This window comes from Leclercia tamurae (assembly GCF_025566055.1).
GTDB lineage: Bacteria > Pseudomonadota > Gammaproteobacteria > Enterobacterales > Enterobacteriaceae > Enterobacter > Enterobacter tamurae.
In genome coordinates this window covers 20012-45733 of the sequence record NZ_JAMHKS010000066.1, presented here as the reverse complement: position 1 = coordinate 45733, position 25722 = coordinate 20012, and the positions used below count along the sequence as shown (strand labels likewise).

Here is a 25722-nt window from a genome sequence, read left to right as displayed (position 1 = left end):
GATAACGATGAGCCACTATTTGCTGCGACGGGCCGGGCTGGGGCTGCTGGTGCTCTGGGCAGCGTTCACTTTGTCCTTCGTGCTGCTCCAGGTGCTGCCGGGGGACGCGGTGCTGATCAAGTTCCAGAACCCGGACCTGGGTCTGAGCCCGGCACAAATTGAAGAGATGCGAATTGCTTACGGGGCCGACAGCCCGCTGTGGCAACAGTATCTGCACACCCTTGGGGCGATGCTGCGCGGCGATTTTGGTTTCTCGGTACAGGCGGGGGTGGCGGTGAGCGAGCTTATCGCCACCAATCTGCCGGATACCTTAAGCCTGGCGCTGCCCGCCTTTGCGCTGGCGGTAGTGCTGGCCTTCTCCCTCGCGCTGGCCTCGCGCCTGCCAGGGCTGCGCTGGCTCAGCAACGCTATTCAGTCCCTGCCGGTGCTGTTTATCTCCCTGCCCACCTTCTGGCTGGGGATCGCCCTGATTCAGCTGTTCTCCTTCCAGCTGCGGCTGATCCCGGTGATTAACCCGACCCCATTGCAGGGGCTGATCCTGCCGATAATCACGGTCGCCATTCCGATCTCCGCCCCGCTGGCGCAGATCCTGATGCGCAGTCTCGATCAGGTGGCTGCCCAGCCGTTTGTGGCGGTGGCGCGGGCCAAAGGGCTAAGCGAAACCGCCGTGCTCTGGCGGCACGTCACCGGCAATGCCTTGCTACCAGTACTGAACATCGCCGGGCTGCTGCTGGGGGAGCTGATTGCCGGGGCGCTGATCACCGAAACCGTGTTTGGCCGCAGCGGTCTGGGGCTGCTGACCCAGCAGGCGGTGAATAACCAGGATATCGCCGTGTTACAAGCAGTGGTGATGATCTCTGCCCTCGGCTTTGTGCTGATTAACCTGCTGGTGGATCTGCTGATGCCGCTGTTCGATCCCCGCCTGCAAACCGTTACCGGAGGTGTTGCATGAGCCTTGTTGATTATGCTGCCGCGGCGCGTAAGCGCATTCCCGCCTGGCGCGGACTGCGCTGGCAGCCGGGATTATGGCTGGCCTGGGCCATTATTGCCGCCGCCGCGCTGGCGGCCATCGCGCCGGGTCTGTTCACCCACTTCAGCCCGATTGAGGGCATTGCCGGGGCGCAGCGGCTGGCTCCCCAGGCGGACTACTGGCTTGGCACCGACCAGCTGGGACGCGATGTGTATACCCGCATCGTCTACGGTGCCTCGCACTCCCTGAGCGCCGCGCTGGTGGCAGTGGCGATGGGGCTGTTTATTGGCACCGCTATCGGCGTGATTGCCGGGGCCTTTGCCGGACGGGTGGAGTCGGTGCTGATGCGGCTGGTGGACGTCCTGCTTGCCATCCCCTCGCTGCTGCTGTCGCTGACGGTGATCATTCTCCTCGGCTTTGGCACCGTTAACGCCGCCATCGCCGTTGGGGTAGCGTCGATCGCCAGCTTTGCCCGCCTGGCGCGCGGGGAAGTGGTGCGCATCCGCCACACCGATTATGTCGAAGCCGCGTTTGGCAGCGGGGGCACCTTCTGGACGGTGCTGTGGCGCCACATTCTGCCCAACTCGCTAACCGCGGTGCTGGCTTTTGCCACCTTGCAGTTTGGTCAGGCAATCCTGGCGCTGTCCACACTCAGCTTCCTTGGCTATGGCACCCCACCGCCGATCCCGGAGTGGGGCTTGCTGATTGCCGAGGGGCGTAACTATCTCTCCACCGCCTGGTGGTTAACCACCTTCCCCGGCCTGGTGGTGATCGCCGTGGTGCTGGCCACAAACCGTATCAGCCGTCAGTTAAGCGGAGATCGCTCATGACCGTGTTATCAGTGGAAAACCTGACCCTCAGCTACCGCACCGGACGCGAGTGGCGCGAGGTTGTGCATAACGTCAGCTTTACCCTCGGGCGCGGCGAAATGCTGGCCTTTGTCGGCGAGTCCGGCTCGGGGAAAACCACCACTGCGCAAGCGATTATCGGTCTGCTGGCAGATAACGCCCGCCGCGACGGGGGCAGCATTCGCCTGAACGGGGAAGATCTCAGCCAGTGGTCGACCAAACGCCTCGACAGCCTGCGCGGAGCCCACATCAGCCTGGTGCCGCAGGATCCGGGTAACTCCCTTAATCCGGTGAAAACCGTCGGTGCCCAGGTGGGCGAAATCCTGCGTCTGCATCAAAAAATCAATAAGGCCGAGTGCGACAGCCAGGTACTGGCCCTGCTGACCAAAGTGGGCCTCAGCCACCCGGAGCAGCGGATGAAGCAGTTTCCGCATCAGCTATCCGGCGGCATGAAGCAGCGGGTATTGATTGCTATCGCCATCGCCCTGCGCCCGGACGTGATCGTTGCCGATGAACCCACCAGCGCCCTGGACGTCACGGTGCAGAAACGCATTCTCGATCTGCTGGACGTCCTGCGGCGGGAATCCGGCACCGCGGTGCTGTTTGTCACCCATGACCTCGCCCTCGCGGCCCAGCGGGCCGATCGGCTGCTGGTATTCCGCCACGGCGAGGTGCAGGAGCATGGCGCTACCGCCGACGTGGTGCGCGCCCCGCAGCACGCCTATACGCGCCAACTACTGAGCGATCTGAACGGACAGCGCTTGACCATCGCCCCGGTGTCGGGTCGTGCTCTGGCCTCTCCGGCCATCCAGGCTATTGGTATTAGCAAACGCTTTGGGCTGGGCAAAGGTCATCAGCTGCAGGCTCTGGATGACGTCAGCTTTGCCGTGCAACGCGGCAGCACCCACGCCCTGGTCGGGGAGTCCGGCTCGGGTAAAACCACCCTCGCCCGGATCCTGCTCGGCTTTGAGCAGGCCGACAGCGGCCAGGTGATTATCGATGACATCGACGCCACCACCCTCAGCCACGAGGCGCGCCGTCAATTGCGACAGAAGATCCAGTTCGTCTACCAGAACCCGTTTGCCTCGCTGGACCCGCGCCAGACGCTGTTTGAGATCATCGAAGAGCCGCTGAAAAATTTTGCTCCGGTCAGCAAGGCCGAACGGGCCGCCCGGGTGGAGAACGTCACCCGCCGGGTGGCCCTACCGCCTGAGCTGCTAACCCGCACCGCACGGGAACTGTCGGGCGGTCAACGTCAGCGCGTGGCCATTGCCCGGGCCCTGATCCTCGAGCCGACCATTCTGGTGCTGGACGAGGCTACCTCGGCGCTGGACGTCACCGTACAGGCGCAGATCCTCGCCCTGCTCCAGCAGTTACAACAGCAGCTGGGCCTGACCTATCTGTTTATTACCCACGACCTGGCGACCGTCCGGCGCATTGCCCACAGCGTCACCGTGCTGCGCAGCGGTCAGGTCGTGGAGCACGGCGCGGTGGAATCACTGTTCGCCGCCCCGCAGAACGACTACACCCGCGAGTTGATCGCCGCCATTCCCCACTTTTCACAGAAGGAGTACGCATGACGCGTAAACGCCTGGGATTCTTCACCCGCCTGCTGGACGATGTGCCAGCCAAAGAACGCTATCGCCTGGCGACAGAGCAGATCCGTCATGCCGAACGCTACGGCTTTGACACCGCCTGGATCGCCCAGCACCACTTCCACGAGCGTGAGGGCGGCCTGCCGTCGCCTCTGGTGTTCCTCGCCCATATCGCGGCATACACCACCCGCATTCGGTTGGGCACCGCCATTATCACCCTGCCGGTGGAGAACCCGCTGCGGGTGGCGGAAGATACCGCGGTACTGGATCTCTTATCCGACGGGCGGCTGGAGGTGGGGTTTGGTTCCGGCGGGACGCCGACCTCGTTTTTGCCGTTCGGGCTGACCATTAACGAGCGGGCGGCCACCTTTGCCGATCACCTGCACCTGATCAACAGCGCGTGGCGCGGGGATTCCCTGGCCCATCCGGATAACCATCTCTATCCGCCTGCGCCCGGGCTGACGGAGCGGGTATGGATCGCCACTTTCTCGGTGGAGGGCGCCGTGCGTGCCGCCCGGCAGGGCCATGGGTTGATGCTCTCCCGCACCCAGCCGCGCCCGCCGGACAATCTTGCGCTGCCGCTGGATGCGATCCAGAACCCAATAATCGACGCCTATCTCGACGCCCTGCCGTCCGGCGTTGCCCCTCGCATTCTGGCTTCGCGCACCGCATTTGTTGCCGACAGCGATGCCTATGCCCTGAAGGTCGCCGAACCGGGTCTGACCCGCCAGGCGCAGCAGCATCAGGCCGCCGGGCACGCCCTTACTGGTGACACTGTCACGGATTATATCGGCCAGTTTGACGCCCATATCGGCGCGCCGCAGACGGTGCTCGCCTCGCTGAAGCAGGATTCAGTCCTGGCGCGCGCCACCGACATTTCGTTCCAGGTGCATTCGGTTGAGCCGTCGCATCAGGACACTTTGCATTCGATTGAGTTAATCGCAGAGCAGATCGCCCCTCAACTTTTATAAGGAGTCACCATGGCTTTAAGTCAGGATATTCTCGCCGAACTGGCGGAGATCGCCCCGGGTTCCCCACTGGCACAGGCACGACTCACCCGCGAGGCGGCAACGCGTCACGCGCAGGGGAGCTACGAAACGTTATTCAGTCAGCAGGACGCCGACTTTGCGCTGGACGAGCGCTTTGCAGTGGCGGCAAAAGTGGCGAAATGGCACAACGCCGACGCGCTGGCGGCCCACTACGCCGGGTTTGGCCTGGCGGATCCGACATCCGTGCGCCTGACCCCCGCCCTGACCTTTGCCCGACTACTGACCTTCTCCCCGGTGGAAGCTACGCCCGGTGCGATTAGTGCCCTCACTCTGGCGGGCTGGAGCAAAGAAGGCATTGTTACCCTTGCGCAGCTGATCGCCTTTGTCAGCTTCCAGAGCCGCCTGATTGTCGGCCTGCGTCTGCTCAATGACAAACCGGTGCCGGCCAGCGATGCCCCGGTGGTGGCGGGCCCCTGGCACACCGTGCCGCTGACTAAAAACGGCAAAGCGGCCCCGGTGGAATTTACTCAGCTGGAGTTAGGCTGGGAGCCGTGGCTGGCCCCCAAACCGCTGGCGGAATTTACCCCCGATGAGCAGGCGATCCTCGCGAAATTCGGCCATACCGACTCGGACTATTTCCGCCTGCTGGGACGCAATCTGCCGGTGCTGGAGCAGCGTACCTTAACCGATAAAGGCATTTTCTATACCGCAGGCGGCCTGTCCCGGGCGGAGCGAGAGCTGGCCGCCGCGGTGGCCAGTAAAATCAACGGCTGCATCTACTGCGCGTCCGTTCATGCGCGCAAAGCCAGCCAGCTATCGAAGGACAACGCTGCCGTGGAAAGGCTGCTGGCGGTAGAGCCGGGGCAGTCGCTGAGCAGCGGGCAGTCCCCGCGCTGGCAGGCGGGAATTGATTTTGCTGCCGCGCTGTCGGTCACGCCACCTGCGGTGACACCAGGGCATCTGGCCGAGCTGGAACGTCAGGGGCTGGATACCCTCGCCCAGCTGGATCTGGTCCAGTCCGCAGCGTTCTTCGCCTGGGCTAACCGGCTGATGCTGACGCTGGGTGAGCCCTCGCTGCCATGAATGCATTCAGGCTCCCCCTATGGGAGCCTTTTATAATTCAGCCTCGCCAATAAACCGTGTAAACTACTTTTAGTAGACAACGGGCGCGAGGGAAATATGGTTGTTAAGCGGTTAAGAAAAGAGGATCGCCGGGTGCAGCTGCTGGAGGTTGCTCGTGGGATTGTGCGTCAACAAGGCACCGAGGCACTGACGCTGGGGTATCTGGCCGAGCGGGCGAATGTCACCAAGCCTATCCCCTACGATCACTTTGGCGACCGTGAAGGGTTGTTGATGGCGCTGTATCAGGATTACAGCGACCAACAGTTAAAAAAATTCCGTGAGACGCTGAAGGTCGATAACAAAACGCTGGAAAAGACGGTCCGCTTTTTCAGTGCCGCCTATATTGATTGCGCGATCAGCGCCGGGCCAGAAACCGGGCCTATCGCCGCTGCACTCTCCGGCTCCCGGGCGCTGCAGACATTTCGCGAGGCTTGCGTCGCAGATTGTGCAGACTGCCTGCGCATGGCGCTGTCCCCCTATATCACCCTGAAAGGGGTACAGGGTGAAGCGGCGTTGACGGCCATCATTGGTGCGGCGGATGCGCTCAGCACCGCCGCGAGCAACGGCGTACTGGCACGTAACGTCGCGGAGAATACACTCAGCGGCGCGATGTTTGGCGTACTGAACACCTGTACCAATAGCACAAAATGAGTGCTGCCGACGGATTGACACCTAAGTTACCAATAGTAATATAGGTAGCACGTTAACTCCGTGCTGAGGTGGTTATGTCTGGAACACATGTCATAGATACTGCGCTGATCGTGACGGCTCACCCTGTCGAAAATTCGTTATCCCATACCCTGGCGGCGCGCATTGCCGCGCGCCTGCGTGAACAAGGTACTCAGGTCGAGATTGCCGATCTGCATGCCGAAGCCTTTACACCGGCTATGCAACGTGCCGATCTTGCGCTGTATCACGGAGATGCCAGCGCCCTTCCCGCCGATATTCTGCGTGAGCAACAGCGTGTGGAGCGGGCCGATATGCTGGTGTTTGTCTTCCCGGTGTACTGGTGGTCGGTGCCTGGCCTGCTGAAAGGCTGGTTTGATCGGGTGCTTACCCTGAACTGGGCCTACAAAGTGGCGGAAGATGGCCGGATTGTGGGAAATTTACGCGATGTTCCGGTCCGCCTGATCGCGACGGGGGGTAGCGATCTTACAGGTTTCGATAAACACGGTTATTCGACGGCGATACACACCCAGTTAGTCGAAGGTGTTTTTGGTTTTTGCGGCCTGAAGAACGTCAGGCTGGATATTCTCTATCAGGCAGATACCGCCTCGTCAGAGCAGATCGACGATTTTCTGCACAATCTTGAAAGCGTGATGTGAGTGTTTTTTGCCCGGCGGCGCTGCGCTTGCGCGGGCCTACTGATTTTGTAGGCCGGGTAAGCGCAGCGCCACCCGGCAATTCACTCTCAGGCTAACGCCTGGGCATTCCCCCCAGCACGCCGGGCTTTCAGATACCCATACATCAACAGCGACGACATGGCGCAGAACGACAGCGCCGCTGCAGGCAAGGTCACGTGGCTCCAGCTGAAGCCCAGGGTAATCATCATCCCGCCAAAGTACGCCCCAATAGCGCTGCCGAGATTAAACGCCACCTGTCCCCCCGCCGCTCCGAGCATCTCCCCGCCCTGCGCATTTTGCAGGAGCAGGATCTGCAGCGGTGCCGACAGCGCAAACAGCCCGGCGCAGCAGATAAAGCCCATCACCAGCGAGGCCGCAGGCATCTGACCGAAGGCAAACAACAGCAGCAGCGACAGGACAATCACCAGATCGGTGATCGCCGCAATGCGCAGCGGGCTGTAGCGCCCGGAGAGCTTGCCGCTGAACAGGTTGCCCAGCACCATCCCCAGCCCCATCAGCATCATGATCGCGGTCATCACCCCTTCGGAAAAGCCCGACACGTTGATCATGAACGGCTTCACGAAACTGAACCAGGCGAAGACCCCGGCGTTGCCGAACATGGTGGCGGCGAAGATAAACCACGGCTCCGGTTTCTTCAGGAAGTGGAACTGCTCACTCAGGCGACGCTGGGTGGTATCGAACGTCTGCGGCACCCAGAGGACAATCGACAGCATGACCAACAGGTTGAACGCGGCGATCAGGAAGAAGGTGTAGCGCCAGCTGAAATGATGCCCGAGCCAGGTCCCGAACGGCACCCCCGCAAGGTTGGCGACTGTCATCCCGGCGACCATACCGGCCACCGCCAGCGTCACTTTGCCCGGCGGCGCAATACGCGACAGGATAATAGTGCCGACGCCAAAGAACGCCCCGTGGGGAAAACCCGAAACCAGCCGCCCAACAGCCAGCATGGTGTAGGAGGTGGAGAAGGTGAAAATCGCATTGCCGATAAGGCACAGCGCTACGAGGAACAGCAGGATCGACTTTAAGGAGAATTTACCGGAGAACAGCGCGATGATTGGCGCCCCTATCACCACCCCGAAGGCGTAAAACGAAATCATATTCCCGGCGGAGGGAATGGTGATCCCCACATCCCGCGCCAGCTCGGTTAACACACCCATAATGCCAAATTCGGCCATGCCGAGGCCAAAGGTGCCAAGTGCTAACGAAAACACCGTTTTTTTCATACCACAACCACTTGTTAAAAAATTGCAGTCAGCATTATTGAACAATCTTGTATGGTGAGCCAGTTCAAATCGCACCGCTGGCCGATTCCTCCATCAATTCGGGTAGGCTGTGAATATTTTCCACAAGCTAGCTCAGCCCTGATTACACTTCAAAGTGTTATGTCGCACCGTACCGTCAGAATCCCTGTAAAGGAACGCATCATGGCAGATAAAGATAAGAAGAAAAGCAAACCTGTAGAGAAGCTAACGCCCCCCGCCCCGCTTAAGCGTACGGAGTACGAGAAAGAGCTGCACCGCCTGCATGTGGAGCTGGTGAAGTTGCAGCGCTGGGTGGTGAGTAAAGGCCTGAAAGTGTGCGTTGTCTTCGAAGGGCGCGACGGCGCGGGTAAAGGGGGCACCATCAAAGCCCTGACCGAACGCGTCAGCCCGCGCGTATTCCGGGTGGTGGCACTGCCGGCCCCGACCGAGAAAGAGAAAAGCCAGCTCTACTTCCAGCGTTATGTCCCGCATCTGCCATCTGCGGGGGAAATCGTTATATTCGACCGCAGCTGGTACAACCGCGCGGGCGTTGAACGTGTGATGGGATTTTGTACGGAAGAGCAGGTTGAGAAGTTTCTCGACGGGGCACCTATCATCGAAAAGGCGATGGTCGATGCGGGCATTATTCTGATCAAATACTGGCTGGAAGTGACGCCCAAAGAGCAGGAGCGCCGTCTGCGCGACCGCATCAACGACGGGCGAAAAACCTGGAAGCTGTCGCCAATGGACATCAAATCCTTTAACCGCTGGGATGCGTATACCGAGGCGCGCGATGCGATGTTTGCCGCGACCGACACCGCCTGGGCCCCGTGGTTTGTCGCCCGCTCCGAGGATAAAAAGCGTGCGCGGCTGAATATTATCTCTCACCTGCTGACACAAATTCCCTATAAAGATTTGCCAGAAGAAGAGGTCAAATTACCGAAACGTAAAATCGGCAAAATTAAACCAACCGCTTATCCGTTCCGTTATATTAAAGAGAAGTTCTGACGATTACTGCCCTCCTGGTTGTTTATCGGGAGGGTGCTTCCCAATAATCTTGCCTGATTTCACCGTATTGCTTTTGTCTGGAAGCATGCTCGCAATTCCTAAATTACCAGGCGGTTCGGTATTGTTTTTTATTGTTGGCGACTGATAATGGCTGCACCAACACAGGAGATAATAACAATGAAACGGAATACCCCGCAGAGCAGCGCAGTCAAAGAGCACTTAACCGGCGTAGTACAACGTCCGGCACTCACGACAGAAGAGCGTATTGAGCAACGCAAACGCGATAAGGAATTCATGAAGGCTATGAATGAGTTTGTAGCTAAGGCCGGCTTACTGTCTGACGATCCCTTTTTTGGAGGGATTTAATGTGCTTTCAATTTGACGTTTACCGAAACCCATCGGGCAGAACCAGTGAATTACATCCCTACCTGATGGTGATTCAGCATGATTATTATGATGATTTATCGACCCGCTTAATCCTGCCGTTAAGTTATCGCAATAATCTATCGGGGCATATTAATCCGGCATCCGCTGTCATTAATATTGATTTTCAGACGTTATTTATGAATACGCCTGGCATTACCAGCGTGGAGAAAAAGAAGCTCACCAGTAAATATTTCGTCAGTAATATGCAAAGTGCGAGGGCCCGGGTGGTTGCTGCAATCGATGCCCTCGTCACCAACACCTGACCTCCCAAGAAACCCGCTCCGAAACACCGTCCGGAGCGGGGGACACTTACTTCATCCCTTCACTAACATCTTTTTTCGCTTCCAGACGTTCAACGTCCCGATACCAGCGCGGGTGGTGTTTCTGCGCCCAGCGGCGGCTCACCTTCCCTTCGATCATCCCTTTAATCGAGCCTTTGACCCAGAACGCCATATACATATGGATAAGAATGGCGTGGATCAAAATAATGGCCGATGTGGCATGAATCAACAGGCTATAACGCACCACCTGCATCGGGAAATAGTGCGCAAAGTACGGACGCCAGATAATGACCCCGGTCACCAGCAGCACAAAAATCATGCTCATGATGGTCCAGAACATCATTTTCTGTCCGGCGTTGTATTTACCCACCTTCGCGACTTTGTGCTCGTTACCTTTCAGAACTTCCACAATCCCTTTCAGCCAGGGAATATCCTGCTTGTCCGGAATGTTGTGATGCACGAAACGCACGAACATAAACATCAGCGCCACGAAAATCAGCACCCCAAAGAACGGATGCAGAATGCGCCCCATCTGCGGTGTGCCGAAGGTCTCCGTCAGCCACTGCAGCGTCGGGAAGAAGAACGAAATCCCCGACAGCGACACCAGGAAGAAGCAGATCACCACCGTCCAGTGACAGGCGCGGTCGACAAACTTCGTGCGCACGATCATCTTTGACTTATTCATGGTGCTCCTCCTCATCGTCATCCACTTCTTTGTTCGGCCCGATACCAACGTAGTGATAAATCAACCCGGCAAAGGTGGCGATAAAGCCCGCCGCGGCGAGCGGTTTCAGCGCCCCTTTCCACAGATTGATGGAGGTATCGATCGCCGGGTCCTTCGGCAGATTGTGATACAGCTCCGGCTGGTCGAGATGGTGCAGGACATACATCACGTGCGTCCCACCCACCCCTTGTGGGTTGTAAATACCTGCATTGCCGTAGCCGCGCGCTTTCAGCTTATCGACCCGCTGCTGGGCAACCTCCAGCATCTCCTTCTTGGTGCCAAAGTGAATGGCGCCCGTCGGACAGGTCTTCACGCACGCCGGCTCCTGACCGACGCTGACGCGATCCACGCACAGGGTGCATTTGTAGACCCGGTTATCCTCTTTATTGAGGCGCGGCACGTTGAACGGACACCCGGCGATGCAATACCCGCAGCCGATGCAGTTATCCTGCTGAAAATCGACGATGCCGTTGGCGTACTGAATAATCGCCCCGGCGGACGGGCAGGCTTTCAGGCAGCCCGGATCCTCGCAGTGCATACAACCGTCTTTACGGATCAGCCACTCCAGCTTGCCGTTCTGCTCGGTTTCGCTAAAGCGCATCACCGTCCAGGATTTGGCGCTCAGATCTGCCGGGTTGTCGTACACCCCGACGCAATGGCCCACTTCGTCGCGGATATCATTCCACTCGGAACAGGCCACCTGGCAGGCTTTGCAGCCCACGCAGGAGGAGACATCGATAAGCTTTGCCACTTCAGCTTTGTAATCCCGCCCACGAGGCGCGGGCGTAATGCCGTTTGTGGCGGAGCGTTTGATGACGTCTTGTGTTTCCATCGACATGTATTCGCTCCTTATGCTTTCTCGATGTTGACCAGAAACGCCTTATACTCCGGCGTCTGCGAGTTGGAATCCCCTACCGCAGGCGTCAGGGTGTTGGCGATATAGCCCTTCTGCGCCACCCCCTCAAAGCCCCAGTGCAGCGGAATACCCACCGTTTCCACCTGCTGACCGTGAACGTTCAGGGCCTGCAGACGACGGGTAACCACCGCCACGGCACGAATAAACCCGCGCTGGCTGCTGACCTTGACGCGATCGCCGTTGGCAATGCCTTTGGCCTGCGCCAGGGTCTCGCTGATCTCAACAAACTGTTCCGGCTGGGCGATGGAGTTCAGTCGCGCATGCTTGGTCCAGGTGTGGAAATGCTCGGTCAGGCGATAGGTGGTGCCGACGTACGGGAACTTGTCTTTCTTGCCCATTCGCACGGCATCTTCCTCGTAGACACGCACGACCGGGCTGGAGATCACGTTCGGGTGCAGCGGGTTAGTCCCCAGCGGCGTCTCCATCGGCTCGTAGTGTTCCGGGAACGGCCCTTCTGCCAGCTTGTCGATGGCAAACAGACGTCCCAGCCCTTCCGGCTGCATGATAAACGGCCCGGTGTTGCTGCCCGGCGCGGCGGTATTGAAGTCCGGAATGTCGTTCCCGGTCCACTTGGTCCCGTTCCACTGGATCAGCATCCGTTTCGGATCCCACGGCTTACCGTTGATGTCCGCCGAGGCGCGGTTATACAGCACGCGACGGTTGAGCGGCCACGCCCAGGCCCAGCCCAGCGTATTGCCCAGCCCTGACGGGTCGGCGTTATCGCGGTTGGCCATCTGGTTGCCCTGCTCGGTCCAGCTCCCGGTGTAGATCCAGCACGACGACGCGGTGCTACCGTCATCACGCAGTTGGGCGAAGCTGCTCAGCAGCTGGCCTTTCTTCGCGATAAGCACGCCGTTAGCATCGTAGAGATCCGCCAGCGCGTAGCCATTGTTCTCTTTCGCCACCTCTTCCGATTCCGGATGATCCGGCTGTTTGTAATCCCAGCTCATCCGCAGCAGCGGCTCAACGCCCTTGCCGCCTTCGGTGCGGTACATGTCGCGCAGGCGATGGTAAATCCCGGCCAGGATCTCGCCGTCGTTACGCGCTTCGCCCGGCGCATCCTGCCCCTTCCAGTGCCACTGCAGCCAACGGCCGGAGTTGGCGATGGAGCCGTCCTCTTCGGCAAAACAGGTGGACGGCAGACGGAACACCTCGGTCTGAATCGAGGCGGGATCCACGTCATTCATCTCGCCGTGGTTCTGCCAGAAGGTCGAGGTCTCGGTCACCAGCGGATCGATTACCACCATGTACTTCAGCTTGCTGAGGCTGGCGACAATCTTGTTCTTATCCGGGAACGACGCCACCGGGTTGAAGCCCTGGCAGATGTACCCTGTGACCTGGCCTTTCGACATCATGTTGAAGTACTTAATGACGTCGTAGGACTGATCCCATTTAGGCAGCCAGTTAAAGCCCCAGTCGTTCTCCTTCTGCGCCGCCTCGCCGTAGAAGGATTTCATCAGGCTGACGAAGAACTTCGGATAGTTGCTCCAGTAGTTCACCTGGTCAGGCAGCGTCGCTTTCGGCGTGTTCGCCGTCATATAGCTCTGCAGATCGGTCTGTTTCTCGGACGGCAGCGTCAGATAGCCGGTCAGGCTGGTCGACAGCAGACCGAGATCGGTCAGACCCTGGATGTTGGAGTGTCCGCGTAAGGCATTGACCCCGCCTCCGGCCATGCCCATGTTGCCGAGCAGCAGCTGGATCATCGCCATGGTACGGATGTTCTGCGCCCCGACGGTATGTTGCGTCCAGCCCAGCGCGTACAGGAAGGTGGTGGTTCTGTCTGCGGCACTGGTGGAGGCCAGCACGTCGCACACCTTCAGGAAATCGGCTTTTGGCGTGCCGCAGATGTTCTCCACCACCTCCGGCGTATAGCGGGAGACGTGCTGTTTCAGCAGGTTCCACACGCAGCGCGGATCGGTCAGGGTTTCATCGCGTCTGGCATAGCCGTTCTCGTCGAACTGATAGTTCCAGGAAGACTTATCGTACTGGCGCTTTTCGGCGTCATAGCCGCTGAACAGCCCGTCATCAAAGGCAAAATCTTCCCGCACCAGCAGACTGGCGTTGGTGTAGTGCTTAACGTACTCAGCGTTAATTTTGTTGTTTTCGATCAGGTACAGCAGCACGCCGGAAAGGAACGTAATGTCCGTGCCGGAGCGGATGGGCGCATAGATATCGGCCACCGATGCCGTGCGCGTAAAGCGCGGGTCAACGACGATAAGCGTCGCATCGTTGTTGTTTTTCGCTTCCATCGCCCAGCGGAATCCCACCGGATGGGCTTCAGCGGCGTTACCGCCCATCACCATCACGACGTTGGCGTTTTTGATATCAACCCAGTGGTTGGTCATCGCACCGCGACCAAATGTTGGAGCAAGACTTGCTACCGTTGGTCCGTGTCAGACGCGCGCCTGGTTATCTACCGCCAGCATGCCGAGGGAGCGCACAAATTTTTGCGTCAGCATGCCGGTTTCATTACTTGCCGCCGAGGCACACAGCATCCCGGTGGAGGTCCAGCGGTTCACCGTCACGCCCTGGTCGTTGGTCTCGACGAAGTTGGCGTCGCGGTCGGATTTCATCAATTTCGCAATCCGGGTGAAGGCCTCATCCCAGGAGAGTCGCTGCCATTTGTCGGAACCCGGCGCACGGTATTCCGGGTAACGCAGACGGTTTTCGCTGTGGACATAGTCCAGTAGACCCGCCCCTTTCGGGCATAACGCCCCACGGCTGACCGGATGATCCGCGTCGCCTTCAATATGATAAATCGACTCTTTGGCGTTCTTCGCGCCATCACCCAGGCTATACATCAATAGCCCGCATCCCACGGAGCAGTATGTGCAGGTGTTACGGATCTCTTTTGCGCGCAGCAACTTATAGTTGCGCGCCTGAGCCAGCGCCATTTTGGGAGCGAACCCTAAAGCAGCCACTGTCGTACCGGCCATACCGCCCGCGCAGATTTTAAAAAACTGTCTGCGGCTGACGTCCATTGCTGTCCTCGTTAGATCATTGAGAATTCCGGCGGAAAACTAACAGCAAAGCCCCTGTTTTTTTTGCGGCAAATCAATATCGGAAAACTTCGCCCTCTTAATAGTCAGCGGGGAGCCGTTTTGTTACTGCTTAAGGAGTAGCGGCGAGGAGATTAATTCGCGGAAGGTACTGAAACAGTGCTATAAATTTGCCCCTGAAAATGTAAAGACTGTGGAAATAAGATGGACAGAAAAAAAGCCACACTCATCGGGCTGGCCGCAATTGTGCTCTGGAGTACGATGGTCGGCCTGATCCGGGGAGTGAGTGAGGGGCTGGGCCCGGTAGGCGGCGCGGCGATGATCTACACGCTCAGCGGTTTACTCTGTCTGGTCACGGTCGGGTTTCCCAATCTGCGACGTTTCTCGCCCCGCTACCTGATTGCCGGTAGCGTGCTGTTTGTCAGCTATGAGATCTGTCTCGCCCTGTCGTTAGGCTACGCCACTACCCGACACCAGGCGATTGAGGTAGGCATGGTGAACTATCTCTGGCCGAGCCTGACCATCGTGTTTGCCATTCTGTTTAATCGCCAGCGCTCGACCCTGTGGGTGATCCCGGGGCTGCTTATCTCCCTGCTGGGCGTCAGCTGGGTACTGGGCGGCGAAAATGGACTCAATCCGACGGAGATTGCCCGCAACGTCATCTCCAACCCGCTGAGTTACGGCCTGGCCTTTGTCGGGGCCTTTATCTGGGCGGCCTACTGCACCGTGACCAGCAAATATGCGAACGGGAAGAATGGGATCACGCTGTTTGTGCTGCTGACGGCCCTGACCCTGTGGGTTAAATATCTCTTCAGCGATCAGCCGGAGATGGTGTTCAGCGTGCCGGTGGTGATCAAGCTGCTGATGTGCGGCGTGGCGCTGGGGTTTGGTTATGCGTCGTGGAATATCGGCATTCTGCACGGCAACGTGACGCTGCTGGCAGCGGCCTCCTATTTTACCCCGGTGCTCTCCGCGGCGCTGGCGGCGGTGCTGCTGAATGCGCCGCTGTCATTCAGCTTCTGGCAGGGAGCGATGATGGTGTGCGCCGGGTCGCTGCTGTGCTGGTACGCCACGCGGGCACGGGTGGGTTGAGGGCAACGCCGGGCGGCGCATGCGCTTGCCCGGCCAACGGTTTGGTGCAATGCGTAGGCCGGTTAAGGCGTAGCCGCCACCCGGCGTTGTTGCACCGGTGTAACTATTCCTGCCCTGCCGCACGCCGCAGCCAGCTTTGCAACAGCTTCCCATCCTGGCTCATTTCCCCATCCTGACGCACGCACAGGTAGTAATCCCGGCCATCGTCGATCGGCAGGTCAAAAATCTTCACCAGTTCACCACTCTCAAGATAGGGCGCAATCAGCGGTTCGCGCATCAACGCGCAGCCAAGCCCCGCCTGCACGCCCGCCAGGGTTAACAGCCCGTCTTCAAACATCGGTCCGCTGCGCCGCAGGGGCCGTTTTACCCCCTGCTGGATAAACCACTGTTGCCAGGTGCTGCGCTCTTCATCGTGCAGCAACGGCATCTGCAGCAGCTGTTCGGGGGTGTCGATATGCCCGTGCAGGCGCAAAAAGGCCCGGCTACAGACCGGCACCATCTGCCCGGAAATCAGCTTCTCGCTCTGATAGCCCGCCCACTGCCCGTTACCAAAGCGGATCGACATATCCGAGGCATCGCTCAGGTAGTTGCGGTGGTTGGCGTAGACCACGTTAATTTCGGTTTGCGGATTCGCCCGCATAAAACCCGGCAGGCGCGGGATAAACCACCCCATGCCAAACAGCGGGATCAGGCTGATGGTCACCTGGCGGGTCTGCACCTGCTCAAGCAGATGCCCGGTGGCCTGACGCAGAACGTTAAAGGCAGCGCGGATGGAGCGGTAATAGTCCCGCCCCTGCTGGCTGAGGATCAGTCCACGTCCCTGGCGTTCGGTGAGCGGCATCTGCAAATACCCTTCCAGCACTTTTAACTGATGGCTGACCGCCGAGGGTGAGATGGCCAGCTCCTGGGCCGCCTGGGTCACGCTGCCCAGCCGGGCTATCGCCTCGAAGGCCCGAACCGCCCGCAGCGGCGGATCGTTCGCCAGTCGGCTCTCGGCAAAGGCTGACAACGTCAGGGATTGTTCTGTTTTATTCATATATTGATCTGTTATGGATAATCAGGTTATTCAGCCATTTATCGTTATCTTTAAAATCAATCAGATAACGCAAGCTCCAAAAATCATAAGAAAGAATATATGCGTATTTCACAATTTAATTCAATTATTAGATGTTACCCGCTGAAAAGAGCAATTTGTCGGGTAGGAACGTTGGACACTCTCATACAACAACTGATCAACGGTGTGATGCTGGGCAGCATCTACGCGCTGATCGCGCTGGGCTATACCATGGTGTATGGCATCTTGCGCATTATTAACTTCGCCCACGGCGATATTTTGATGGTCGGGGCGCTGACCACCCTGTCGGCCCTGAATCTCCTCAACGGTTATTTCCCGGCCATGCCGCAGCTGCTGCAGCTCGGTTTTGCGCTGCTGATCGCCATGGCGGTCTGCGCCCTGCTGGCGATGGCGGTTGAGCGTTTTGCCTATCGTCGCCTGCGTAATGCTCCCCGGCTGGCACCGCTGATCTCCGGGATTGGCGTGTCGGTGCTGCTGCAAACCGTGGCGATGATTATCTGGTCGCGTAATCCGCTGATGTTCCCGCAGATCCTGCCGATGGACCCGATTGCCATCACCGCGGGCAGCGAAGCGCATCCTCCGGCGATTGTCACCGTCACCGGCATCGTGACCGTGGCGCTGGCCCTGATGGTCATGACCGGCCTGTGGCTGCTGGTGGAGTACACCCGCCTCGGCCGCGGTATGCGTGCGGTGGCGGAAAACCCGCGTGTCGCCACCCTGATGGGGGTCAATCCTAATGCGATCATCACCCTGACCTTTGCCATCGGCGGCATCTTTGCCGCGCTGGCGGGGGTGATGATGGCCAGCAACTACGGCAACGCCAGCTTCTCGATGGGCTTCCTGCCCGGGATCAAAGCCTTTACCGCTGCGGTGCTTGGCGGCATCGGCAACATTCGCGGGGCGATGATTGGCGGGATCCTGCTCGGCATTATCGAAGCGCTGGGCGCGGGCTACCTGGGCGAGCTGACGAACGGCGTGTTCGGCAGTAATTATCAGGACGTGTTTGCCTTTATCGTGCTGATTCTGGTGCTGGTCTTCCGTCCGGCGGGTCTGCTGGGCGAGCGCGTAGCGCACAGGGCGTAAGGGAAAAATATGACTGCCATTGAACTCAACACACCGGCATCCCGCAGTAAATTCTGGTCCGGGATGGCGCTGTTAATCGTCGCCTTGCTCATCGCCCCGGTGGTCGCCAGCCAACTGGGCGGCAACTATTGGGTGCGGGTGATCGACTTCGCCCTGCTCTACATCATGCTGGCCCTGGGGCTGAACATCGTGGTCGGCTACACCGGCCTGCTGGATATGGGCTTCATCGCCTTCTACGCCGTCGGAGCCTATCTGGCGGCGCTGCTGGCCTCCCCGCATCTGGCGGAGGTGTTCCCGATCCTCAACCTCTGGTTCCCGGACGGGCTGCACACCTCGTATCTGCTGATTATCCCTATTGCGGCGCTGGTCGCGGCGGTGTGCGGCATTCTGCTCGGTGCCCCGACGCTGAAGCTGCGCGGGGATTACCTGGCCATCGTCACCCTCGGCTTCGGGGAGATCATCCGCATCCTGATGCGTAACCTCGACCGCCCGGTGAACATCACCAACGGCGCCAAAGGCATTACCGGCGTCGATACCCTGAACCTGTTCGGCCTCAAGTTCAGCGGCGTTTACCACTGGTTCGGCGTCAAAGTCCCGGCCCTGTGGCTGTGGTACTACCTGCTGATGCTGGTGATTGTCGGGATCATTTTTGTCTGCCTGCGCCTGCAGCACTCGCGCATTGGCCGGGCGTGGCACGCCATCCGCGAAGATGAAGACGTTGCCCGGGCGATGGGCATCAACGTGCGCAACTTTAAGCTGCTGGCCTTCGCCATGGGCGCCTCCTTTGGCGGCGTGGCCGGGGCGCTGTTCGGTGCCTTCCAGGGCTTTGTCTCCCCGGAATCCTTCACGTTGCAGGAGTCCATTGCGGTACTGGCGATGGTGGTGCTCGGCGGGATGGGCCATATCCCGGGCGTGATCCTCGGCGCGGTGCTGCTCACCGCCCTGCCGGAGCTGCTGCGCAGCCAGGCGGCCCCGGTGCAGCAGGCGCTGTTTGGTTCGGTGCTGATTGACCCGGAGATCCTGCGTCAGCTCTTCTACGGCATGGCACTGGTGGGCGTGATGCTGGTGCGCCCGTCGGGCATCTGGCCGAAGCGTCACAAGGGGGTGCAAGCATGAGCCTGTTAACCGTAAACAATATGTCCAAACGCTTTGGCGGCCTGACGGCGGTCGATAACGTCTCGCTGTCGATTAACAAGGGCGAGATCTACGGCCTGATTGGCCCCAACGGCGCGGGGAAAACTACCTGCTTTAACCTGATCACCGGGCTCTATCCGGCCGACAGCGGGGAGTTCGCCATTGCCGATAAGCCCTACTTCCCGACGCAGATCGAGAAAGTGACCGCTGCGGGCATCGCCCGTACTTTCCAGAACGTGCGGCTGTTTAACGAGATGTCGGTGCTGGAAAACGTCATGGTGGGTCGCCACGTGCGTACCCGCAACGGGCTGTGGGCGGCGCTGAGCCGTCACAAGCGCGCCCGGCAAGAAGAGGCTCAGACTCTGGAGCAGGCCTGGCACTGGCTGGAGTACACCGGCATTGCGAAGTTCGCCCACTACCGCGCCTGCGACCTGGCTTACGGCCATCAGCGGCGGCTGGAGATCGCCCGCGCGCTGGCTACCGATCCGCTGCTGCTGGCGCTGGATGAACCCGCCGCCGGGATGAATGCCGCCGAAAAAGGCACCCTGGGCGAACTGCTGATCCGCATACGTGATGACGGAAAAACCCTGCTGATGATTGAACACGACGTGAAGCTGGTGATGGGGATCTGCGATCGCCTGACGGTGCTGGATTACGGTAAAACGCTGGCCAGCGGCACCCCGGACAGCGTGCGACGCGACCCGGCGGTGATCGCCGCCTGGCTTGGAGGCAATGCCCATGTCTGAATTACTCAAAGTGGAACGTCTCGACGTGCATTACGGCGGGATCCAGGCGGTCCGCGACGTCTCCTTTAGCCTGCGAGAAGGCGAACAGGCCACCCTGATCGGGGCCAACGGCGCGGGCAAAAGCTCCACCGTACGGGCCATCACCGGGCTGGAGCGTTTTGGCGGCAATATCGAATTTAACGGCAAGCCGGTGCGCAAACAGAAAGCCGAAGCGCTGCTGCGCGACGGGTTAGTGATGGTTCCGGAAGGCCGGGGTATCTTCGCCCGCATGACGGTGCTGGAGAACCTACAGATGGGCGCCTGGCTGCGCCGTGACACTGTCACAGTCAAGCAGGAGATGAACGAGATTTTCGACCGTTTTACGCGTCTGGGTGAACGTCAGCATCAGCTGGCCGGGCTGCTCTCCGGCGGGGAACAGCAGCTGTTGGCCCTTAACCGCGCCCTGCTCAGCCGACCGCGTTTACTGATCCTCGACGAGCCGTCGATGGGCCTCGCGCCGAAGATGGTGGAGAACATTTTTGCGGTGATCGCCGGGCTACGCGAACGCGGCGTCGCCCTGCTGCTGATCGAGCAGAACGCCCGCCTGGCGCTGGAAGTGACCGACCAGGCCTGGGTGATGGACAGCGGCAGCATCGTTCATCATGGCGAATCGAAAGCGATGCTCGATGACGACCAGATTGCACAGATTTATTTGGGCGAAATGCCCGTTTAACACACCAACATCAGGGAATAACAATGAAAACCGTAAAAATCAGCGCCCTCAGCGCCGCTATTCTGCTCAGCGGGTTTGCCTCAACCGGAGCCTGGGCCGCCGACAGCGAAACCGTGGTGATTGGCCTGGCGGGCCCGCTCACCGGCCCGTCCGCCCGTATCGGTAAGGATCTGGAGAACGGCGCGCAGCTGGCGATTGACGACATCAACAAGCAGCACCCGACCATCGGCGGCAAAGCGGTGACCTTCAAACTGCAGTCCGAAGATGACCAGTCGGATCCGCGTACCGCGGTGGCCGTGGCCCAGCGTCTGGTGGACAGCGACGTGGCGGGCGTAGTCGGACACTGGAACACCGGCACCAGCATCCCGGCGGCACGCGTCTATCACGATGCCGGTATCGCCCAGGTGGCTCCGGTCGCGACCGGTCACGCCTATACCAAACAGGGCTTCGACACCAGCTTCCGCGTGATGGGCCATGACGATGACGGCGGTCAGTTTGCCGGGCAGTACGCCATCGACACCCTGAAAGCCAAACGCATCGCGGTGATCGACGACCGTACCGCCTTTGGTCAGGGGCTGGCCGACGAGTTTATTAAATCCCTGAACGCTCAGGGCGTGAAAATTGTCGACCGTCAGTACGTTGACGACAAAACCGTCGACTTTAGCGCGGTGTTGACCGCCATTCGCAGCAAGAACGCCGATCTGATCTTCTTCGGCGGCGTCGACAGCCAGGCGGCACCGCTGGCGCGTCGTATCAAACAGCTGGGGATGAACGCCACCCTGATGGGCGCGGGAGGCTTTGTCAGCCAGACCTTCCTGCAGCTGGCGCAAAAAGAGGGTGAAGGCGTAGTGGCACTGGAACCGGGCCTGCCGGTGGACCAGATGCCGGGCGGCAAAGCGTTCGAACAGGCGTATCAGTCCCGCTACCACACCCATATCGAACTGCACGCCCCGTTCGCCTATGACGCAACGCGCGTGCTTGTAGCGGCGATGGAGAAAGCCGACTCGGTGGATCCGGCCGAGTACCTGCCTGCCCTGCGCGCCATCAGCTACTCCGGCGTCACCGGGCAGATCACCTTTGACGATCAGGGCAACCTGAAAGCCCCGTCGTTCACCGTCTATAAAGTGGTCGATGGCAAATGGCAGCCGCAAACCGTACTCGGCGGCGCAAAAGCTAAGTAACGCAGTGAGGCAATGTGATGAGTGATAATAATGAGCTGGGCATTCTCGCCCGCCGCAAAATTGAAGCAGAAATTATTAAGCCAATTTACGAGATCCTGGTGCGCGAGATCGGCAAGACCCGCGCCCAGGCGGTGATTGGCGAGGCCATTGAGCAGGCCGCCATTAACGCTGGCAAAGAGTTTGCCAGTCAGGAGCCGAACGGCGCGGACGTGAAAAGTTTTATCGCCCTGCAATATCTGTGGGAGAAAGATAACGCCCTGGACGTGAAGGTGATCGACGCCGACGACCAGCAGTACAACTACAACGTTACCCGCTGCCGCTATGCCGAGATGTATCACGAGATGGGCCTGGGCGAGATCGGCCACCTGCTGTCGTGCGCCCGGGATGAGAAATTCATCGTCGGTTACGCGCCGGACGTGGAGCTGACCCGCACCACCACCATCATGCAGGGCGGGAAGTGCTGTGACTTCCGCTACCGCAGCACGAAGGACAAAGCATGATCCGCGTGAACGCAGACCGCCTGTGGTCGACGCTGGAGAGGATGGCGCACATCGGCGGTACGTCCAAAGGCGGCGTCACCCGCCTGGCGCTAAGCGACGAAGACCGCATTGCCCGCAACCTGCTGCGCGACTGGGCGCAGCAGGCGGGATTTTCCTGTGACGTCGACGGCATGGGCAATATGTTTATCCGCCGTGCGGGTAAGAATCCAACTCTCCCCCCGGTAATGACCGGCTCGCACGTGGATTCCCAGCCGCTCGGCGGTAACTACGACGGGATCTACGGCGTGCTGGCCGGGCTGGAGCTGCTGCGCACTCTGAACGACCATCAGGTAGAAACCGAGCGCGATATCGTGCTGGTGAACTGGACCAACGAAGAAGGGGCACGTTTTGCCCCGGCGATGCTGGCCTCCGGCGTCTGGGCCGGGCAACTCTCGCAGGAGTTTGCTTATGCCCGTACCGACAGCGCAAAAATCACGGTGCGTGAAGCGCTGGAAGCTATCGGCTATCGCGGCGAGCGCCCTGCCCGCGCCTTCCCGATCCACGCCTGCTACGAGCTGCATATTGAACAGGGACCGATCCTGGAAGACGAAGCCGTGGATATCGGCCTGGTGCGTGCGGCAATGGGCCAGCGCTGGTTTACCCTCACCCTCGACGGTTTTGCTGCCCATGCAGGTACCACACCGATGCACAGCCGCCGCGACGCCTTAACCGCCTTTGCGGAGCTGGCGCTGAAGGTTGAAGAGATTGGTTATCAGCATGCGCCTGACGGTCGGGCGACGATTGGGATGGCGGAAATCACGCCAAACTCGCGCAACGTGGTTCCGTCACGGGTGCTGTGCAGCGTCGAGTTCCGTCATCCGCAACGCGAGGCGCTGGTGGCAATGGAAGCCGCCCTGCACCAGGCGGCGGAGAGCCTGTCTGCCAGGGGCGTCAGCGCTAAGGTCGAGCGGATCTTTGACTATGCCCCGATTGCCTTTGATGCCGCCTGCCTGGCTCGCAGCGAGCAGGCGGTGGCTGCGCTGGGCTATTCTGCGAAGCCGATGGTGTCCGGTGCCGGGCACGATACCTGCTATATCAGTAAAATCGCGCCGGCCAGCATGATCTTTATCCCCTGCGTGAAGGGCATCAGCCATAACGAAGCGGAAAAGATCCTGCCGGAATGGTCAGAGAAAGGCGCCAACGTGCTGCTGCACAGCGTGCTGAGCGCGGCGCAGGAGCCGTAAAAAAATGCCGGATGCGCTGCGCTTATCCGGCCTACAGTTCGTGCAGTTGTAGGCCCGGCAAGCGCAGCGCCGCCGGGCAAAAACTGTGTCACTGGATGTGACGATTGAACAAATCCGTAAAGATGACTATAGTAATAATTACGGGTTGCAAGGTTAAGGGATAACCATGGGGATCTATCTTACGCCTGAATTTGAGGCGGAGCGCAAGGATGCACGCATCAGTAATACTATTTTGTGTAAGGCCGCAAACGCGATCATTTCTGGCCTGCATGGCGATCATTTAGGTAAATACACTTATAAAAAGCGGCTTGCCTTACCAGCCGTAAGTCCGCGAGATGGCGCGCGGGCTATCGTGTTTTTTCATGATGGTGCCAATGTATATTTTTTTGATATGTACCTGAAAAGTCATCTATCAAAAAAGAAAGGTAAGGAGCTTGAAGATGACGAAATTGATGCTTATTGCAGGATCGCAGAAGATTTTATCGCGCTGACCCCTGTCAAGATAAAGCGCCTGGTGGATGACAAAGAACTGATAGAGGTAACTTGTGATGACTGAACGACTGCAACGCATTCAGGGCATGGCTCAGCGTTACAACAAATTAGGTGTTGTGAAAGATGAGACGGTGGCATCCATCGATGCCGCAGTGGCTGCCCGTAACATCCCGGCGGTACGCGAAATGACCGGCGGCGAGATTAAAGAAGTCCGAACGCGCTACAACATGTCTCAGGCGGCCCTGGCAATTACAACCGGAATGTCGGTTGAAAGCGTGTCCAAATGGGAGCGCAATGAAAGTAAGCCCAACAAAGCGGCCCTACGTATCATCAATATCATTGATGTAAAAGGGCCTGAAGTATTCATGGTCTGAAGCCCCTCAGAATAAAACGCCGGATGCGCTGCGCTTATCCGGCCTACAGTTCGTGCTGTTGTAGGCCCGGCAAGCGCAGCGCCGCCGGGCGGTTTTTTACCGCTGCGCGACCCTCGCGAGACTAAACCAAATCCCGATCGCCAGCACCGTTAACATCGCGCCTGCGCTGCCCAGCGCCACGCTGTGCGAAGTGATAAACGCGGTTTTCGCCGCTTCTATCACCGACTCCGCCAGCGACGGCGTCAGATCCTGAGCCACCTTCACCGCCTCACCGATGGAAGATGAAGCTTGTTCCGCCCGTGAAGCATCCAGCCCCGACGGCAATGCTATCGATGCCGAGAAACTGCGGGTCAGGAGCAGACCAAAGATCGCAATCCCCAGCCCGGCCCCCAGCTCGTAGGACATGGTTTCAATCGCCCCGGCCGCGGCAGCCTTCTCTTTTGGCGCGGCGGCCATGATCGCCGAGGTCGACGCCAGCAGCGCGCTCGCCGCGCTAAAGCCCAGCAGCACCATCAGGCACCAGGCCTGCCACTGCTGGGTACTGAAATCGAGCGTCGACAGCCCGATAAAGCTGAGCGCACTCAGCCCCATGCCGCTGGTCGCCACGACCCGCAGGCCCAGACGCCCCACCAGCACCCCGGCAATCGGGCCGCTAAAGCCGCTGGCGACCATCACCGGCAGCATAAACATCCCCGCCTCAAACGGGGTGAAGCCGTGCACGAACTGCAGCTCCTGCGCCATCAGCAGCTCAAACCCCACCAGGGCAATCATCGCCGTCATCGCCATCACCACCCCGCTGAGAATAATGCGGTGGCCGAACAGGCGAATGTCGATCATCGGTGTAGGGGCGCGGAGCTGGATGCAAACAAAGGTCCACAGCATGGCAGCCCCGATCAGCAGCGTACCCGCCACCAGCCACGGGGAGAGCTCCCCTTTCAACGCCGTTTTGGCGCTGAAGACCAGCAGCAAAATCGCCACGATCAGCATCAGAGCATGGGTGATATTCAGCGGCTGCTCAGGCCGCCCCTGCTGGGCCGGAACAAACCGCGCCGCCAGGGAGACCACCAGCAGCACAATCGGGACGTTAATCAAAAACACCGATCCCCAGTAGAAGTGCGCCAGCAGCATCCCGCCCACCAGCGGGCCAAAAGCCGCCCCGCCGGACCCCACCGCGGCCCAGACCCCAAGGGCAATATTGCGCTGGCGCGCATCCGGAAACAGCGTACGGATCCCGGCCAGGGTAGCAGGAATGATCATCGCCGCCCCGATGGCCAGCGAGGCCCGGGCGGCAATCAGCCACCCCGCAGTGGGGGCAAACGCCGCCGCCAGCGACGACAGGCCAAACAGGGTGCTGCCCATCATCAGCAGCCGCTTAAAGCCGATGCGATCCCCGAGCGCCCCCATCGGCAGCACCATCCCGGCCATCACCAGCGAGTAGATATCAATGATCCACAGCAGTTCATTGCCGCTGGCATCCAGGGTCATGCTCAGCGTCGGGGCGGCGACGTGCAGCACCGTGGCATCGATCGCCACCGGGATATAGACCAGCACAATAATCACTAAGGCTAACCACTGACGAAACATAACTATCCTTATTTAACCAAACCTGGACACATGTCCAGTTTGC

General features: G+C 59.6%; 26 protein-coding genes. 20 read left to right on the top strand and 6 right to left on the bottom strand.

The window, feature by feature from the left end:
- Positions 1-7 precede the first annotated feature (7 nt).
- The 7 genes from M8318_RS04945 (at position 8) to M8318_RS04915 (ending at position 6849) form a co-directional block, all read left to right on the top strand.
- Positions 8-952 (top strand): ABC transporter permease, encoded by a 945-nt coding sequence (locus tag M8318_RS04945; RefSeq protein ID WP_262661181.1) that lies wholly within the window; start codon positions 8-10, stop codon positions 950-952.
- Positions 949-1800, top strand: a complete 852-nt coding sequence (locus M8318_RS04940) for an ABC transporter permease (RefSeq protein ID WP_262661180.1) — start codon at positions 949-951, stop codon at positions 1798-1800. Before M8318_RS04945 ends, M8318_RS04940 begins: the two co-directional genes overlap by 4 nt.
- The gene (locus M8318_RS04935; protein ID WP_225758793.1) at positions 1797-3398 is read left to right on the top strand and encodes a dipeptide ABC transporter ATP-binding protein; all 1602 of its coding nucleotides are present in this window, start codon (positions 1797-1799) and stop codon (positions 3396-3398) included. The genes M8318_RS04940 and M8318_RS04935 overlap by 4 nt, the downstream gene beginning before the upstream one ends.
- The gene (locus M8318_RS04930) at positions 3395-4384 is read left to right on the top strand and encodes a putative FMN-dependent luciferase-like monooxygenase (protein ID WP_262661179.1); all 990 of its coding nucleotides are present in this window, start codon (positions 3395-3397) and stop codon (positions 4382-4384) included. The genes M8318_RS04935 and M8318_RS04930 overlap by 4 nt, the downstream gene beginning before the upstream one ends.
- Positions 4385-4393: 9 nt before the next feature.
- Positions 4394-5485: an alkylhydroperoxidase domain protein gene (locus M8318_RS04925; RefSeq protein WP_262661178.1), complete on the top strand. Its 1092-nt coding sequence runs from the start codon at positions 4394-4396 to the stop codon at positions 5483-5485.
- A gap of 96 nt (positions 5486-5581) precedes the next feature.
- Complete coding sequence (locus tag M8318_RS04920) at positions 5582-6175, top strand: TetR/AcrR family transcriptional regulator (RefSeq protein WP_106992887.1); 594 nt, start codon at positions 5582-5584, stop codon at positions 6173-6175.
- A 74-nt stretch (positions 6176-6249) separates the two neighbouring features.
- Positions 6250-6849 (top strand): NAD(P)H-dependent oxidoreductase, encoded by a 600-nt coding sequence (locus M8318_RS04915; RefSeq protein WP_225758792.1) that lies wholly within the window; start codon positions 6250-6252, stop codon positions 6847-6849.
- Between the two features lie 86 nt (positions 6850-6935).
- On the opposite strand, the gene araJ is transcribed toward M8318_RS04915, so the two are convergent.
- Positions 6936-8111: an MFS transporter AraJ gene (gene araJ, locus M8318_RS04910; protein ID WP_262661177.1), complete on the bottom strand. Its 1176-nt coding sequence runs from the start codon at positions 8109-8111 to the stop codon at positions 6936-6938.
- Positions 8112-8312: 201 nt separating this feature from the next.
- On the opposite strand from araJ, the gene ppk2 reads away from it, so the two are divergent.
- From ppk2 to M8318_RS04895, 3 genes are all read left to right on the top strand, one after another.
- Positions 8313-9137: a polyphosphate kinase 2 gene (ppk2, locus tag M8318_RS04905; protein WP_262661176.1), complete on the top strand. Its 825-nt coding sequence runs from the start codon at positions 8313-8315 to the stop codon at positions 9135-9137.
- Positions 9138-9314: 177 nt separating this feature from the next.
- Complete coding sequence (locus M8318_RS04900) at positions 9315-9503, top strand: type II toxin-antitoxin system CcdA family antitoxin (RefSeq protein ID WP_262661175.1); 189 nt, start codon at positions 9315-9317, stop codon at positions 9501-9503.
- Positions 9503-9826: a CcdB family protein gene (locus M8318_RS04895; protein ID WP_166182473.1), complete on the top strand. Its 324-nt coding sequence runs from the start codon at positions 9503-9505 to the stop codon at positions 9824-9826. The genes M8318_RS04900 and M8318_RS04895 overlap by 1 nt, the downstream gene beginning before the upstream one ends.
- Positions 9827-9872: 46 nt before the next feature.
- Here the strand turns inward: M8318_RS04895 and fdnI are convergent, their stop codons facing one another.
- From fdnI to fdnG, 3 genes are read right to left on the bottom strand one after another with little or no spacing between them, the layout of a single operon-like run.
- Positions 9873-10529 (bottom strand): formate dehydrogenase-N subunit gamma, encoded by a 657-nt coding sequence (gene fdnI / locus M8318_RS04890; RefSeq protein ID WP_261643668.1) that lies wholly within the window; start codon positions 10527-10529, stop codon positions 9873-9875.
- Positions 10522-11406, bottom strand: coding sequence for a formate dehydrogenase subunit beta (gene fdxH / locus M8318_RS04885; protein ID WP_262661174.1), 885 nt, complete (start codon positions 11404-11406; stop codon positions 10522-10524). The genes fdnI and fdxH overlap by 8 nt, the downstream gene beginning before the upstream one ends.
- A gap of 11 nt (positions 11407-11417) precedes the next feature.
- The gene (gene fdnG, locus M8318_RS04880; RefSeq protein WP_262661173.1) at positions 11418-14465 is read right to left on the bottom strand and encodes a formate dehydrogenase-N subunit alpha; all 3048 of its coding nucleotides are present in this window, start codon (positions 14463-14465) and stop codon (positions 11418-11420) included.
- Positions 14466-14687: 222 nt separating this feature from the next.
- Here fdnG and yddG point away from each other — a divergent pair, with 222 nt between their 5' ends.
- Positions 14688-15575, top strand: coding sequence for an aromatic amino acid DMT transporter YddG (gene yddG / locus M8318_RS04875; protein ID WP_262661172.1), 888 nt, complete (start codon positions 14688-14690; stop codon positions 15573-15575).
- A gap of 103 nt (positions 15576-15678) precedes the next feature.
- Here the strand turns inward: yddG and M8318_RS04870 are convergent, their stop codons facing one another.
- On the bottom strand, positions 15679-16611 hold the full coding sequence (locus M8318_RS04870) for a LysR substrate-binding domain-containing protein (RefSeq protein WP_262661171.1): 933 nt from the start codon (positions 16609-16611) through the stop codon (positions 15679-15681).
- A gap of 171 nt (positions 16612-16782) precedes the next feature.
- Here M8318_RS04870 and M8318_RS04865 point away from each other — a divergent pair, with 171 nt between their 5' ends.
- The 9 genes from M8318_RS04865 (at position 16783) to M8318_RS04825 (ending at position 24095) form a co-directional block, all read left to right on the top strand.
- A complete protein-coding gene (locus tag M8318_RS04865) occupies positions 16783-17733 on the top strand; it encodes a branched-chain amino acid ABC transporter permease (RefSeq protein WP_262661170.1) in 951 nt (316 codons plus the stop codon).
- Between the two features lie 9 nt (positions 17734-17742).
- Positions 17743-18849, top strand: a complete 1107-nt coding sequence (locus tag M8318_RS04860) for a branched-chain amino acid ABC transporter permease (protein ID WP_262661169.1) — start codon at positions 17743-17745, stop codon at positions 18847-18849.
- Complete coding sequence (locus M8318_RS04855; RefSeq protein WP_262661168.1) at positions 18846-19613, top strand: ABC transporter ATP-binding protein; 768 nt, start codon at positions 18846-18848, stop codon at positions 19611-19613. The genes M8318_RS04860 and M8318_RS04855 overlap by 4 nt, the downstream gene beginning before the upstream one ends.
- Entirely contained in the window at positions 19606-20325 is a 720-nt protein-coding gene (locus M8318_RS04850) for an ABC transporter ATP-binding protein (RefSeq protein WP_262661167.1), read from the top strand. The genes M8318_RS04855 and M8318_RS04850 overlap by 8 nt, the downstream gene beginning before the upstream one ends.
- Positions 20326-20348: 23 nt before the next feature.
- Positions 20349-21506 (top strand): branched-chain amino acid ABC transporter substrate-binding protein, encoded by a 1158-nt coding sequence (locus M8318_RS04845; RefSeq protein WP_262661166.1) that lies wholly within the window; start codon positions 20349-20351, stop codon positions 21504-21506.
- 17 nt (positions 21507-21523) lie between these two features.
- Positions 21524-22006, top strand: a complete 483-nt coding sequence (locus M8318_RS04840; RefSeq protein WP_106992903.1) for an L-2-amino-thiazoline-4-carboxylic acid hydrolase — start codon at positions 21524-21526, stop codon at positions 22004-22006.
- A complete protein-coding gene (locus tag M8318_RS04835; RefSeq protein ID WP_262661165.1) occupies positions 22003-23229 on the top strand; it encodes a Zn-dependent hydrolase in 1227 nt (408 codons plus the stop codon). The genes M8318_RS04840 and M8318_RS04835 overlap by 4 nt, the downstream gene beginning before the upstream one ends.
- A gap of 166 nt (positions 23230-23395) precedes the next feature.
- On the top strand, positions 23396-23785 hold the full coding sequence (locus M8318_RS04830) for a type II toxin-antitoxin system RelE/ParE family toxin (RefSeq protein WP_262661164.1): 390 nt from the start codon (positions 23396-23398) through the stop codon (positions 23783-23785).
- The gene (locus M8318_RS04825; protein ID WP_262661163.1) at positions 23778-24095 is read left to right on the top strand and encodes a helix-turn-helix domain-containing protein; all 318 of its coding nucleotides are present in this window, start codon (positions 23778-23780) and stop codon (positions 24093-24095) included. The genes M8318_RS04830 and M8318_RS04825 overlap by 8 nt, the downstream gene beginning before the upstream one ends.
- Positions 24096-24191: 96 nt before the next feature.
- Here the strand turns inward: M8318_RS04825 and M8318_RS04820 are convergent, their stop codons facing one another.
- Positions 24192-25679 (bottom strand): MFS transporter, encoded by a 1488-nt coding sequence (locus M8318_RS04820; protein ID WP_262661162.1) that lies wholly within the window; start codon positions 25677-25679, stop codon positions 24192-24194.
- Between the last annotated feature and the right edge of the window lie 43 nt (positions 25680-25722).